At 63.8% G+C, this 13,656-nt stretch carries 10 protein-coding genes; 6 read left to right on the top strand and 4 right to left on the bottom strand.

What is annotated here, in order from left to right:
• Positions 1–142 precede the first annotated feature (142 nt).
• The 3 genes from IM701_RS16360 to IM701_RS16350 are packed head-to-tail and all read right to left on the bottom strand — an operon-like array spanning position 143 to position 4,311.
• A complete protein-coding gene (locus IM701_RS16360) occupies positions 143–1,072 on the bottom strand; it encodes a glyoxylate/hydroxypyruvate reductase A (protein ID WP_230487927.1) in 930 nt (309 codons plus the stop codon).
• A complete protein-coding gene (locus tag IM701_RS16355) occupies positions 1,069–2,076 on the bottom strand; it encodes a PepSY domain-containing protein (RefSeq protein WP_255527847.1) in 1,008 nt (335 codons plus the stop codon). Before IM701_RS16355 ends, IM701_RS16360 begins: the two co-directional genes overlap by 4 nt.
• 57 nt (positions 2,077–2,133) lie before the next feature.
• The gene (locus IM701_RS16350; protein ID WP_193828783.1) at positions 2,134–4,311 is read right to left on the bottom strand and encodes a TonB-dependent siderophore receptor; all 2,178 of its coding nucleotides are present in this window, start codon (positions 4,309–4,311) and stop codon (positions 2,134–2,136) included.
• Between the two features lie 396 nt (positions 4,312–4,707).
• On the opposite strand from IM701_RS16350, the gene IM701_RS16345 reads away from it, so the two are divergent.
• The 6 genes from IM701_RS16345 (at position 4,708) to IM701_RS16320 (ending at position 11,810) form a co-directional block, all read left to right on the top strand.
• Complete coding sequence (locus tag IM701_RS16345; RefSeq protein WP_193828782.1) at positions 4,708–5,094, top strand: hypothetical protein; 387 nt, start codon at positions 4,708–4,710, stop codon at positions 5,092–5,094.
• A gap of 63 nt (positions 5,095–5,157) precedes the next feature.
• A complete protein-coding gene (locus IM701_RS16340) occupies positions 5,158–6,267 on the top strand; it encodes an efflux RND transporter periplasmic adaptor subunit (RefSeq protein ID WP_193828781.1) in 1,110 nt (369 codons plus the stop codon).
• Positions 6,267–9,374: an efflux RND transporter permease subunit gene (locus IM701_RS16335; protein ID WP_193828780.1), complete on the top strand. Its 3,108-nt coding sequence runs from the start codon at positions 6,267–6,269 to the stop codon at positions 9,372–9,374. Before IM701_RS16340 ends, IM701_RS16335 begins: the two co-directional genes overlap by 1 nt.
• Positions 9,371–10,633 (top strand): TolC family protein, encoded by a 1,263-nt coding sequence (locus tag IM701_RS16330; protein ID WP_230487926.1) that lies wholly within the window; start codon positions 9,371–9,373, stop codon positions 10,631–10,633. Before IM701_RS16335 ends, IM701_RS16330 begins: the two co-directional genes overlap by 4 nt.
• A gap of 185 nt (positions 10,634–10,818) precedes the next feature.
• A complete protein-coding gene (locus tag IM701_RS16325; RefSeq protein ID WP_052242549.1) occupies positions 10,819–11,322 on the top strand; it encodes an Lrp/AsnC family transcriptional regulator in 504 nt (167 codons plus the stop codon).
• Entirely contained in the window at positions 11,322–11,810 is a 489-nt protein-coding gene (locus IM701_RS16320) for an Lrp/AsnC family transcriptional regulator (protein WP_039335926.1), read from the top strand. Before IM701_RS16325 ends, IM701_RS16320 begins: the two co-directional genes overlap by 1 nt.
• A 98-nt stretch (positions 11,811–11,908) precedes the next feature.
• On the opposite strand, the gene IM701_RS16315 is transcribed toward IM701_RS16320, so the two are convergent.
• A complete protein-coding gene (locus tag IM701_RS16315; protein ID WP_193828779.1) occupies positions 11,909–13,534 on the bottom strand; it encodes an AMP-binding protein in 1,626 nt (541 codons plus the stop codon).
• Positions 13,535–13,656: the final 122 nt, after the last annotated feature.

Raw genomic sequence — 13,656 nt, 5'->3', positions numbered from 1 at the left:
CCCCGTTGACTCTTGAATTCTCGAGGGCCTTGTGACCGGGAAAGATGACCACCGATCAGGCAGAACTTGCACCCGTTCGTTCAAGCCGGGCAAGGCGCACTGCACTGTTCTGATGGGATTCCGCAGCACGTCATGCCGCACTTCAATAGCCCCGCTTGCGGTCGACTTCGCCCAGCAGCGCATCACCCGCCAGCAACCGCTCAAGATTGTCGGCCAGGACGTTACCCGCCGTCTCGTGGCGCGTCTCCGCTGCCACGTGCGGCGTCAGGAAAATGGCGGGATGGCGATAGAATGCATGGCCCTCGGGCAGTGGCTCCGGGCAGGTCACGTCAAGCATGGCTGCGCGCAACTGCCCTTGGTCCAGGGCTTCGATCAGGTCTTCGGCAACCAGATGACCGCCCCGCCCGGCATTGATGACGGCACTACCGACCGGCATCTTGGCAAAGGTCTCACGGCACAGAATTCCGCGAGTCTCGTCCGTCAGTGGTAGCAGGCAAACGAGAATGTCCGCCTGCATCAGAAATGCATCCAGTTGCTCCGTGCCGGCAAAGCACTCCACGCCCGCGATCTCCCGCCGGGTCCTGCTCCAGCCCGACAACGGAAAGCCCAGCGGCTTGAGCACGTCCAACGCCGCTCGCCCGAGTTCACCCAGGCCCATCACGCCGATCCGGCTTTCCGACGCCAGCCGCGTGTGCCGATAGGTCCAGCGCCCGGCCCGCTGTTCCGAAATGAAGAACGGCAGGTCGCGATGCAGGGCAAGGCAAGCCATCGCCACGTATTCTGCCATGCCGGTAATGATGCCCTGCTCCACCATTCGCACCACCCGCACCTGTGGTGGCAGCGCGCCGATAGGCAACTGGTCGATACCAGCACCCACGCTGAACAGGATCTCGAGGTTGGGAAACTGCGCAATAAAGTCCGGGGGTGCATTCCAAGTGGCAATATACCGGACGACCTGCGGATCGACGCTGTCCTTGCCCCAGTGCAGAAAGGGCATTTGCGGAACGCGCGAGGCAACGATCTCGCGCCACACCCGACCGCGTTGTTCCAGACCGTGATAGAGCAGTGTCACTTGCGCATTTTCCTTTGCCGCCACCACATCATGGGGCCGGTGATCGAAAGAGCCATGATTGCCAGTGCTTCCAGAAGAAGCATGAGCATTCCGAAAATTCCCCCGCTGTCGCCAGTATGCAAAGGCAGGACCTTCATCCACAGGGCCGGACTTTGCGCGGCCGGAACGACGTGCAGCAGCCTTGCGTCCGAAAGCCTGACCGAGACGGCATGAACTGCCAATGGCCCTTCTTCCGGCGCGAGGAAGTTCACGTCGATCCGGTCAGCGGCCGGAAAGCGCACGTCCCGTATTGCCGCGGCAGGATAGGCTCGCGTTGCCGATCCCATCGCCCCATCGAGTTGCATCGGACTTGCCACAAAGGCCGTGGTTGCCATCGGCGCGGCGGGTGCCAAATCGGGAGCGGCAAGCAGCACGCCAGTCACCGCGCTGAACAGCACCAGCAGCGATGCCAACACGCCCCCGCTGCGATGCCATTGCCGCAACCGCACGCGCGCGGGCATCTTCGGATTGATCTTCAGCGATGTCTTCCAGCGCCCGGCCGCAGGCCACCAGAACCCTAGCCCGGTCCCGGAGAGCAGCAGCAGTACGATGCCATTCAGCGCGACAACGACAAGGCCGACCGTGCCGGACATCAACCGGTAATGCCACTGCAGGGCAGCCTCCAGCGGAAAAGCCCAGATTCCACCTTCGCGCAGGATAACGCCCGATGCTGGCTCGATTGCCGCATAGTGCATGCTACCGTCGGCTCTGGCCAATTGCGCCATTACCGGCCCGCCAGGATATGCTGGCAGGTATAGCCGCGTAAGATGCATGCCGGTACGGGTCGCCGCCGCTGCAAGCATCGGAACCCCCAGAGCCGGTCCATCGGACCCTTGCGGTTCCAGAACGTAGGCAAGCGGCTCCCGCAGCAGCAGGATTGTGCCCGTCAGCGCCTGCAGGAAAATCAGCGGCGCGAACAGCAGGGCCATACGGCGATGCCAAGTCAGAAAGCCGCTACGCGCCATGGGAGCTTTGCCGAAAAAGTCGGGTTGCCGGAGCGGGGGCTCCGGCAACCCGGTTCATCAGAACGTGAAGGTAGCGCGCACGTTGAACGCCCGCGGCGCACCCGGCGCAATCCAGAACCGCGAGTAGGATGCGGTATAGAACTCCTTGTCGAACAGGTTGGTCACGTCTGCCGTGAGCTTGATGTTGTCAGCCGGTTCATAGCTCGCCATTGCGCGTGCGATGATGTAGCCGGGCAGTTCAAACGTCGTGCCGGTCTCGCCCAGCCGCTTGCCGACATAGTTTACGCCCGCCCCCAGCGTGAAGCGCTGCTCACCCAGTGTGAAACCCTTGTTCACGATCAGGTTCGCCGCATGCTTGGGAATGTTGATCAGCCGGTCGCCCGGATTGATGGCCAGTCCGAAGTCCTTGTCTCCCGCCGCCGTGGTCCATTCGGCATCGAGGAAGGCATATGTGGCGATGATCGAGATATCGCCCGGAAGATTGGCATTGAAGTCCACCTCGACACCGCGCGAGCGGGCCGCACCGCCGGCAATGGAGAAGCCGGCATTTGCAGGGTTCGTATCGGCGGTCAGGATGTTGTTCTTTTTCATCGTGAACGCGGCGATCGAGCCGCTCAGCGCACCGCCGGGTTCACCCAGTCGCAAGCCCACTTCATAGGACTTGCTCATTTCCGCCGGGAACGGTCGGCTGGCTGCGTCGACCCCGCTGTTCGGACGGAAGCCTTCGCCATAGCCCGCGAAGATCGAGAGATCGTCGTTGATCTCGTAAAGCGCACCGGCCGTCGGGCTGAACTGCTTGATGTGGACGTTGGTTGTCCGGTTGTTGTTCCGGTTCAGCACGGTCTGGCGATAGTTGTCGTAACGACCGCCAACGCGCACCTTCAGCCTTTCACCAAGGTCGATCTGGTCCTGGAAATAGACGCCCCAGGCCTTCTGCGTCTCATAGGTATTGGTCAGCGGCGTCGCGCCGAGAGCCAGCGTCTGGCCATAGACGGGGTTGAAGATATCAACCGCGTAGTTTGCGGCGGTAACCGGTGTACCCGCGGTATAGTTTGCAGGGCGACCGCGCAGCTGAAGCAGGTCGATCCGGAAGCGATCCCAGTCCGCGCCCAGCAATACGTGGTGTGTGATCCCGCCGGTGTAGAACTTGCCCGAGATTTCGCCGCGCACGACAAGATTGTCGGTGCTGTAATCGCGCGAACGGCGCTGGCGGGCGAGGAAATTGCCGGGCTTGCCCAGCGTCTGGCGGCGGTTGGTGCCGAGCGGATCGAGTTCTGCCTCGCTCGAGAAGCCCTTGAACTCCGTCTCGCGGTAACCGAAACCGGCGAGGAAGTACCAGTCGCCCCCCAGCTTCTGCTGGAACTGCACCTGATGCCCCAGCACATCGACCCGCATGTCACCATCGCCCGGCTCACCGAAGAAGGTCGAGCGGTCAACCACGCCAAGCTTGTTGTTCACCGCGATCGTGCCGCGATCGAACGGCACCCGGTTGTGCATGAATTCCAGCTCGTAGGAGATGCTGGTGTCCTTGCTCGGCGCGAACAGGATCGAAGGATTGGCTGTGTAGAGCGTCTGGTGAATGGTATCGCGGAAGCTGTCGCCGTCCTGCGCCGCGCCATTCAGGCGGATCGCCACGGTATCGCTGAGCGAAAGATTGTAGTCCGCCTCGACACGGTAGGTGTTCCAGCTGCCACCCTGAACGGCAAAGGTGCCGAACGTGTCGCCGACCTTGGCCTTCTTGGTGGTGATGCTGATCGTGCCACCGGGTTCGCCGCGGCCGAAGACGGCACCGTTGGGACCCTTCAGGATTTCGATCTTCTCGATGTTCGATGCATCGCGCGGGCCGCCATAACCGCGGCCGCCATTGAAGCCGTTGACGAGCACGCCGCCTGCGAAGTTCTCGTCACCCGCAAAGCCGCGAATGGCAAAGCCGTCGAACAGACCGCCGAAGTTGTTCTGGCGCGAAACGCCGCTCGACAGGTCGAGCGCGGCATCGAAGCGGGTGATGTTGAGGTTCTGCAGCGTCTTGGCGTCGATCACCTGCACGCTCTGCGGAATGGAGGCGAGCGGTACGTCGCCGCGGTACTGCTGCCGCTGGCCGATGACGACCATTTCCTCGGCAGGTGCCGCCTCTTCCTCTGCGGGGGCTGCGCTTTGCGCCCAGGCAGTGATCGGCATCGCTCCCATGGCAACGCCGGCAATCAGCGCGCCCTTTACTGCGGACATTTTCTTCATCGCAACTTCACCCCTCGTCTGTGATGCGTGTCTCCGATCCCGCCCCGACCATGTAACATTGTTACATTACCTTCAAGCGAAACCGTCGGTTTGAACCGTCCTGCGTCTTTGTTCTTATTCCTCGAGCTTATGGGTCCGCAGACGAATCTTCCGTCGAAAGGGTGCGCGGCGACGAACGATTATTGTGAAAAAGGGATGACACCGGAGTCTTTGTGCCGTCGTGCCCGTTTCCAGTCGACGCAAGGCCCGCGCAGCGCGCCCTTTCGTCGTGCGGGGCATTCTCCGCTGCGCCGGCGCCCCCAATCGGTGATTTCTGCTGAAAGCGCTTTGCTTTCCGCTCAATCCGTTCGCCAACGGCCAATATAAGGTCTCCAGTGCATACGGGAGGAGCCGCTAGTGACCCGCGAATTGCCCAATCATTCGGTCGTTGCTATGGGCTGCGCAATGCGGGAACTGCTGATTAGACTTGCGATCGTTTTCTCGGTCCTTCTGGCCGGAATGCACTTCCCTGCCCATGCCGCGCAGAATGCTATCGATGGCGAAGTCGAGGCATATACCTGCATTGAGCATGGTGAAGGCGACACTGCTGTCAAGCATTCCGCCCAGCCCGATGATCAGGCAGGGGAAGCGGCCCACCATCATCACAGCCCGATGGTCATCGGCATGGACCTGAAAGCCGGGGCAAACGACCTTGCTCCAACGCCATCATTGCACTTCCCGGCCAGGGCAACAGCGTTGACTTCGCGCAAGACAGTCCCTCCGCTTGAGCCGCCATTGACCTGATCCCTTGTGCAGGGCGGTTCGTTCGCGAGCCGCCACGAACTTGCGTTCAGGAAAGGCATTGCAATGAATACCCGCAATTTGGTTGTGGGCGGCACCTTGGCCGTCCTCGTGGCTGCTGCAGGCGGTTACGCGCTGGTCAAAAACGGCACCGCACCGGCGCCTCAAGCCGAGCAGGCTTCCGCGCCCGTAGCGCCGATGGAACTGACCGACGCCCAGTTCGCCCGGCTCGGCATCAAGACGGCTGCCGCGCGCCTGAGCGGAGAAGTGCCCCTGGGTGCAGTTCCTGGCGTCATCACGCTTCCCCCCGGAAGCCGGGTGGCCGTGACAGCCGCCCTGCCCGGCGCGATCCGGCAGGTCTTCGTGATCGAGGGACAGGAAGTGCGCCGCGGACAGCCGCTGGCAACAATGGTCAGCCGCGACGCGATGGAACTGGGCGGGTCGCGCAGCCGCGCATCGTCGCGCGTATCGCTGGCAAGGGCGAACCTCGCCCGCACCGAAGCGCTCTTCAAGGAAGGCGTGATTGCCGGCGCGCGCGTGCAGGAAGCGCGGGCCGAACTTGCTCAGGCGCAGTCGGAAGCGGGTGAGGCCTCGCGTATCCTGGCAGCCTCCGGCGCCAGCGGCAGCGGCATGGTAACCTTGCGCGCGCCGATTTCAGGCCGCGTGTCCAAGGTCGGCGTGCAGACCGGTGGGCCGGTCGACGGCATGACCGCGCCTTTCGTGATCGACGCGGCAAATGCCTACCGGCTCGATCTGCAGTTGCCAGAGAGGCTGGCCGCGAATGTCCGCCCCGGCATGACCGTAGCCCTGCCCGGCATCGCCACAGGCCGCATTCTGTCGGTCGGCTCCAGCATCGATCCCGCAACGCGAAGCGTGGTTGCCAAGGCAACCATTGGCGGCGCGCAAGGGCTGATCGCCGGCAAGTCGGTAATGGTCACCATCGGTGCGGGCAGCAGCGGCGAAGTGGTGAGCGTCCCTTCCGCTGCATTGACCCGCATTGCCGAAAAGGACGTGGTCTTCGTCCGCTCCGGCAATCGCTTCGCGCTGCGCGAGGTTCGCCTTGGCGGCAGCGGCAATGGCGAGACTGCGATCCTGGCGGGCCTGAAGCCCGGCGAGGTGGTGGCAACCAGCGCAATCCCCGAACTCAAGATGCTGCTGGGCGGCGGGGGTGAGTGATGCTGAGACGCCTTGTTGAATGGTCGCTGGGGGCACGGCTTGCCGTGCTTGGCCTCGCGCTGGCGCTGGCGATTTTCGGAGGCTGGTCGTTCCAGAACCTGCCGATTGACGCATTCCCCGATATCTCGACCACGCAGGTCAAGATCATCATGAAGGCTCCGGGGATGACGCCGGAGGAGGTCGAAAGCCGCGTCATCACCCCTATCGAGATGGAGATGCTGGGCATCCCCAACCAGGAGATCCTGCGCTCGGCCGCCAAGTACGGCATTGCCGACATCACCATCGACTTCTCCGACAGTACCGACATCTACTGGGCGCGCACCCAGGTCGCCGAACGTCTCAACAACGTCATGGCCGATCTGCCCTCGTCGGTGGAAGGCGGCCTCGCGCCGATCTCGACGCCGCTCTCCGATGTCTACATGTTCACCATCGAAGGTCCGCAATCGCTGGCGGAAAAGCGCCGCGTGCTCGATTGGGTCATCCGCCCTGCCCTGCGCACGGTGCCCGGCGTGGCTGACGTGAACTCGCTCGGTGGCCATGCCGAGACGTTCGAGGTTCGGCCCGATCCCGGCGCCCTCGCGGCGGCAGGCCTGACCTATCACGATCTCCAGACCGCCATCGAAAGCGGCAATCGCAACGATGGCGCCGGCAGGCTGGCCAATGGCGAAAGCACGCTGATCGTGCGCTCGGTGGGCGCCATCCAGACCGCCGATGACCTTCGCGCCATCGTCATCCGCAGCCAGGCCGGTACTGTCCTGCGCCTTGGCGACGTGGCGACGGTAACCACCGGAAGCCTGACCCGCTATGGCGCCGTGACCAAGAACGGCACGGGCGAGGCGGTCCAAGGGCTCGTCATCGCCCTGCGCGGCGCCGATGCCAGCAAGGTCGTCGAAAACGTCAAGACGCGCATGACCGAAATCGAAAGCGGTCTGCCCCAGGGCATGACGATCGACGTGTTCTACGATCGGTCCGAACTGGTCGGCCACGCTGTCTCGACCGTGGAGAAGGCCCTGATCGAGGCGAGCGTGCTTGTCGTCCTGCTGCTGTTCCTGTTTCTCGGCAACGTCCGCGCCTCGCTGATCGTGGCGGCAGCCCTGCCCATGGCAACGCTGATCACCTTCATCCTGATGCGCTGGCTGGGCATGTCGGCCAACCTGATGAGCCTTGGCGGCCTTGCCATTGCCATCGGCATGCTGGTCGATGGCGCGGTGGTCGTGGTCGAAAACGTGGTCGATCGCTTTGCCCATCCGCACCACGGCTCGACCAGCAAGCTCCATCAGGTTCTTGTCGCCACCAGCGAAGTGGCAACCCCGGTTGCCTCGGGCATGGCGATCATTGCGCTGGTGTTCCTGCCGCTGCTCACGCTGCAAGGATTGGAGGGCAAGCTGTTCGGCCCGGTGGCGATGACGATCGTGCTGGCACTGGCCGGCGCCCTGGTCCTGTCGCTCACGCTGATCCCGGTCCTGTCCTACTTCGGCCTGAAGCAGGATGGAGGCCACGACGACCCATGGCTGATGCGCCAGTTGAATCCCCGCTATCATTCAGCCCTGCAATGGGCGTTCGAAAACCGGACGCGCGTCTACGGCATGGCCGGCGGGTCGCTGCTGGCAGCGGCGGTTGCCTATGGCTTCATCGGCAAGACCTTCATGCCGACGATGGACGAAGGCGCTGTGCTGATGCAGCTCGAAAAGCAGCCGAGCATCGGGCTGGACCACACCATCGCGGGAGACCTCAAGGCCCAGAAGCTGATCATGTCGAAGGTGCCCGAGGTGCAGGACATCATCGCCCGTGTCGGTGCTGATGAACTCGGCCTGGACCCGATGTCGCTCAACGATACCGATACCTTCATGCGCCTGAAGCCGCGCGAGGAATGGCGCGAGCAGGACAAGGAATGGCTGATCGAGCAGATTCGCCTCGCCATGGAGGAAATGCCCGGCGTCGAAGCATCGTTCACCCAGCCCATCGAGATGCGCGTTTCGGAAATGCTTACCGGCGTGCGGGGCGATCTGGCGCTCAAGATCTTCGGGCCCGACCTTGAAACCCTCGGTCAGATTGCCGCCAAGGCACAGGATCGGCTGCGCAGGATCGGTGGCGTTACCGAGGTCAAGACCCTGGCGGACGACAAGGTCGATTACCTCCAGATCGATATTGACCGCCTGGCTGCGGGCCGTGCCGGAATGCCGGTAGCCGAACTGCAGGACGTGCTGCGCGCCCAGCTCGAAGGGACCGACGCTGGCGTGGTTGCGCAAAGCCATCGGCGCGTGCCCATCGTGATAAAGGGCGATCCGGCCAATGCCGGGAGCCTCGATGTCTTCGCAAACCAGTTGATCCGCAGTCCCGACGGCACGCTGCTGCGCGTAGGTGATGTGGCCCGCGTCCATCAGGTCGAAGGCCCGGTCAAGCTCGACCACGAGAACGGATCGCGCTTTGCGGTGGTGCAGGCTTTCGTTTCGGGGCGGGATCTCGTCGGTTTCGTCGACGAGGCCAAGGCCGACATTGCCGCCAATATCCAGCTGCCGCCCGGATATCGCCTGGAATGGGGCGGTCAGTTCGAGAACCAGCAGCGCGCCTCGGCCCGGCTCGGCGTAGTCCTGCCGATTGCCTTGCTGCTGATCTTCGGCGTGTTGTTCTGGACGTTGCGCTCGATCAGGGCCTCGCTGCTGATCATCGCGATGATTCCCTTCGCAGTCGTCGGCGGGATCGTGACGCTGGCGGTCTCGGGCGAGTATCTCTCGGTGCCCGCCTCGGTCGGGTTCATCGCCCTGCTCGGCATCGCCGTGCTCAACGGGCTCGTCATGGTCACGTATTTCCGCCAGTTGCGCGATCAGGGACTGACCCTGGAGCGAGCCGTCCGCCAGGGTGCAGAGCGTCGTCTCCGCCCGGTGCTGATGACCGCCGCGATCACCGCCTTCGGCCTCGTGCCGCTGCTGTTTGCCAGTGGTCCGGGCTCGGAGATCCAGCGGCCGTTGGCGATTGTCGTGATCGGCGGCCTCGTCACCTCGACGCTGCTCACCCTGTTCCTCCTGCCGATGCTCTATGAGCGGTTCGGCGAAAATTCCGCCGAGCGCGCTGCGCTCGATGGCGGGATGGAAGGCGCTTCAGCATGAAGTACAATCTTGTTCTTGCATGGCCGCTGCTGATGGCGGCCCCGCTCCTTGCCCAGACCAGCGACCAGTCGCTCCCCGGCCTCTCCGATGCCGCCGTCGTGGAGGCGATCGAGGCCCACCCCCGCTCTCGCGCGGCCGATGCCAGGGTTGAAGCTGCACGGCAGGAGGCGAACGCGCTGCGTGCCACCCAGAACGAGTTCACGGTGTCCGGCGATGTCAGCCGGCGCACTATCCAGGACGAAGGGCGCTACGCTGAATACACCGTCTCGCTGGAGCGTCCCATCCGCCTGCCGGGCAAGTCCGCGCTTGACCGCAAGGCCGGCGTGCTGGGTGTCCGCGTTGCCGAACTGCGCGCCGAAGACGCCCGCCACCAGCTGGCGCTGCAACTGAACGAGCTGTGGTGGGATTGGGTCGCGGCAGCTGCCGAGGCCAGCACGCTGGCCCAGACGCAACAGACGCTGGAGCGAGCCTATCGGGCAGTGGTCAGCCAGGTTCGCGTGCAGGATGCAGCGCAAGTGGATGCCGACCGTGCCATGGCCGAAGCCGCCATGAACCGCGCCGGGCTGGATGCGGCGCTTTCCGGGGCAGGAATTGCGCGCGAAAGGCTGGTCGCCCAGTTCCCGCAACTGGCTTTGCCTGCCGAAGCGCCACCGTTGTCCAAGCCGGGACTGCCACCTGAGGAACTTGCCCGCCTGCGCGAAGCCGTCATGACCTGCAATCATGAACTCCCCGCGGCATTGGCCGAATCCGAGCGGCTCGCCGCCCTGGCTGAGCGCAGCCGTCGCAACCGCATCGCCGATCCGACTATCGGAGCGCAGTTCTTCAGCGAGCGGGGCGGACTGGAGCGTGGCGCCGGGATCGTGTTTTCGATGCCGATCGGCGGCCGCTACCGCGCGGCGCTCTCCGATCAAGCCGCAGCCGAGGCGCAAGTCGCTGTTGCCGAAGCCGCCAGCGCCCGTTTCGACGTGATCGAGATGGCCACGACGGACTACTCGGCAGCGCTCGGGACAGTGCAGGCATGGAAGGCGACAGCCGCCGCCGCGGCCAGCAGCAGGCGTGCAGCCGACCGGCTGGAGGCCGGCAATCGCCTCGGTCACGTCGATCTCGCCGATCTGCTTCTCGCCGAGCGTCAGGCAAAGGATGCAGCTCTGGCCGAAACCCAGGCACGGGCCGCAGCGCTGCGGGCCGAGACAAAATTGCGCATCGATGCCCATCATCTCTGGCTCGATTGCAGCCACGAACGGAACGAACAGGAATGAAGCAGAATTAGTCAGATTTTCGTTTCACCGTTTTGACTTGCGTCTGTCGAAAGCGGGACGTCAGGCTGACAACTTACGGAAAAGTGCGTTAACTGCGCGCTTGACCAGCAGTTTGAGGTTGACGGTCGTGGTGTTGCTGCGCAAACCGCAAGGTCTGCCGTCACGGCACCATGGCACGGGGACCGATGAGCCAGATTTTCAGTTTCGACGCGACCGACCAGGCGATCATCCGCGAATTGCGGGCGAACGGGCGGGCCAACAACCAGCAGATCGCCGAAGTCCTGGGGCTTACGGCGACGACGGTGTCAACCCGCATCCGCCGCATGGAAGATGCCAACCAATTGCGCGTTGTCGCTGTGTCGGACTTCACCGCCCACGGTTTCAACGTCCTGCTGCGCATCTCGGTCGAGGTTGACGGCCGCCCGGCGTCAGAGGTCGCGCAGGAGCTGGGCGCCCTGCCCGAAGTGGTCGCTGCGCACATGGTGACCGGTCGCTACGACATCGACATGCTCGTCGCCCTGCACGATTTCGACGACCTTTCGGAATTCCTGCTCGACAAGCTTTCCACCGTGCGCGGCATCCGCACGCTGACGCCACACATCGTGGTCGACATCATCAAGTACCAGTTCGACGTCGCTCCGATCGAGGGCCGCCCCGGCGAGAGCCGCGGCAATGGAGGGAATGCCTGATGGCCGCGGTTCAGCTTGACGCACTTGACCGCCAGCTGGTCGACATGCTGGCGCTCGACGCACGCATCTCCAACCGCAAGATCGCGGCAGAACTCGGCGTTACCGAAGGCACCGTGCGCGGGCGCATCAAGCGGCTGCAGCAGGACGGCCTGATCGCCTTTACCGCGATCACCGGGTTCGAAATGGGCAAGCTCGCCCGTCTCGCTTTCATCAACGTCCAGGCCGATGTCGACCGTGTCCGCGAAGTGGCACAGATCATCGCCGAGGTGCCGGGCGTCAACGCCGTGCTGATCACCATGGGCCAGTTCAACATCACTGCGATGAGCCTGATCGACGAATTGGACGAACTGGTCGAACTGGCCTCCGACAAGATCTTGTCCATCGACGGCGTCCACCACGTGGAAACCTCGATTGCGGTCAAGACGGTCAAGTACAACGCCCGCATGGCCAAGATCACCAAGCCGGAAGTGGTCCCCGACGACGATTGAGAGCCGCAGCGCTCACGACATCAAGAACCGATTTGGCGATTGTTTCCCCGGGGAAACACGCTGAAGTGGTTCTTCGATGTAGGTGAGAAGCTGGTCGATCAGCCCTCCAATAAGGCTGCTCGCACCATCGCCCGCAGCATGTCCTTGCGTACCTTGCCGCTGGCCGTACGCGGGAAATCGCTGACGAATTCGAACCGCTCGGGGATCTTCTGACGGGCAAGGCCCGATGCGGAAACGTGTGCCACCAGGTCCCCGCTGCCGGCCTCGCCTGCAAGGATGACATAGGCGCAAACGCCTTCGCCAAGGCGCTCGTGCGGCATGGCAACGATCGCCGCTTCCTTCACCGCAGGGTGCGTGTGCAGCACGTCCTCGATTTCCTTGGCCGAGATGTTCTCGCCACCGCGAATGATGAGGTCCTTCTTGCGACCCGTGATCGTGACTGCGCCGGAATCGTCCAGCACGCCAAGGTCGCCGGTGCGGAAGAAGCCGTCCGGCGTGATCGCCTCGGCGGTCTGTGCTGCGTCGGCGTATCCCATCATCATGCCAGGGCCACGTGCAAGGATCTCGCCTTCTACTCCGCGCGGCAAGGCGTGGTCCTCGTGATCGACAATGCGGACTTCGTAGTCCACCACTTCACCGTCGGTCGTGGCGGCGAGACTTTCGTCGCGGGGCCAACCGAATGTCACCAGCGGCACTTCGGAAGCACCGAAAACGCGGAATGCCCTGCAGTTCTCGAAGGCCGCATTGGCCGCCGGGATGAGGTCTGCCGGCACGGCCGCGCCGCCGCATGCGAAAAAGCGAAAGCTCGGCAGGCCCGTGCCCGCAGCCCGCGCGGCCGCCGCCAGTTCCACCAAAAACGGTGTCGCCGCCACTGTGCCGACAAGATCGTGCTGCTCTATCAGGGCAAGCGCCTCGTCGGCGTTCCAGGCTTCCATCAGGACGGAGCGAATTCCGCAGATGAATGGCGCTTCGAGGCCGTTGGCGTAACCGGATACATGCGTGACCGGCGAGGGCATCAGCGTCGCCTCACCTTCCGCCAGGCCCCAATGCCGCCCGCTGGCAGCGACGATATGGGCCAGCGTGCAGTGGCTATGCAACACGCCCTTGGGGCGCCCGGTGGTGCCCGATGTATAGAGCACCATCTTCACGCCCAGCGGGTCAACCTCAGGGGCATCGAAGGGCACGCCGCGCCCGGCGGCCACCAGCGCCGCAAAATCGTCAGGCCCGTCACCGCGTACTGTGAAGACATGCGCAAGATCGGGGAGAGATTCCTGGCAGCGTCGCGCCATCGCCGCATAGTCGACCTTGCGCCACACCTCCGGCACGAAGATCGCGCGGGCACGGCAATCGCCGAGCATCATCGTCACTTCGGCGTCGCGGTAGATCGGCACGATCGGATTGACGACAAGGCCCGAAAGCGCCGCCGCCAGATTGATCACGGCTGCCTCGCGCCAGTTGGGCACCTGAAATGCCACCACGTCTCCGCTGCGCAGCCCGCGATCCTGCATCGAGGCAGACAGTGCCTCGGCCTCGGCCAGCACCTGGGCGAAGGTGTACTGCCCTTCCCCATCGATGAAGCACACGAAGTCCGGCGTCGCCGCGGCCCGCTCACGGGCGAGGTCTGCCAGCGTCCTGCGCTGCCATGCCTGCCCTTGCGCAAATTCGCGCTGATGCGGTGCAGGAATCGGCAACCAGTCCCAGGGTTTTGCAGTGTTCTCGTTCATGCCCTGCTTGTTCCAAGCGCCCGAGCGCTTCAGCAATTGGCGAAAAGGTGAGTAACCTAGCCCCTGTCACAGCTTTCGCACCGCACCGGTGCACGGCATGGTCGCAAGCAACATTGGCTACA

It is taken from the genome of Novosphingobium sp. ES2-1, assembly GCF_015169775.1.
GTDB classification, from domain to species: domain Bacteria; phylum Pseudomonadota; class Alphaproteobacteria; order Sphingomonadales; family Sphingomonadaceae; genus Novosphingobium; species Novosphingobium subterraneum.
This window is presented reverse-complemented; position numbering and strand designations above follow the sequence as displayed.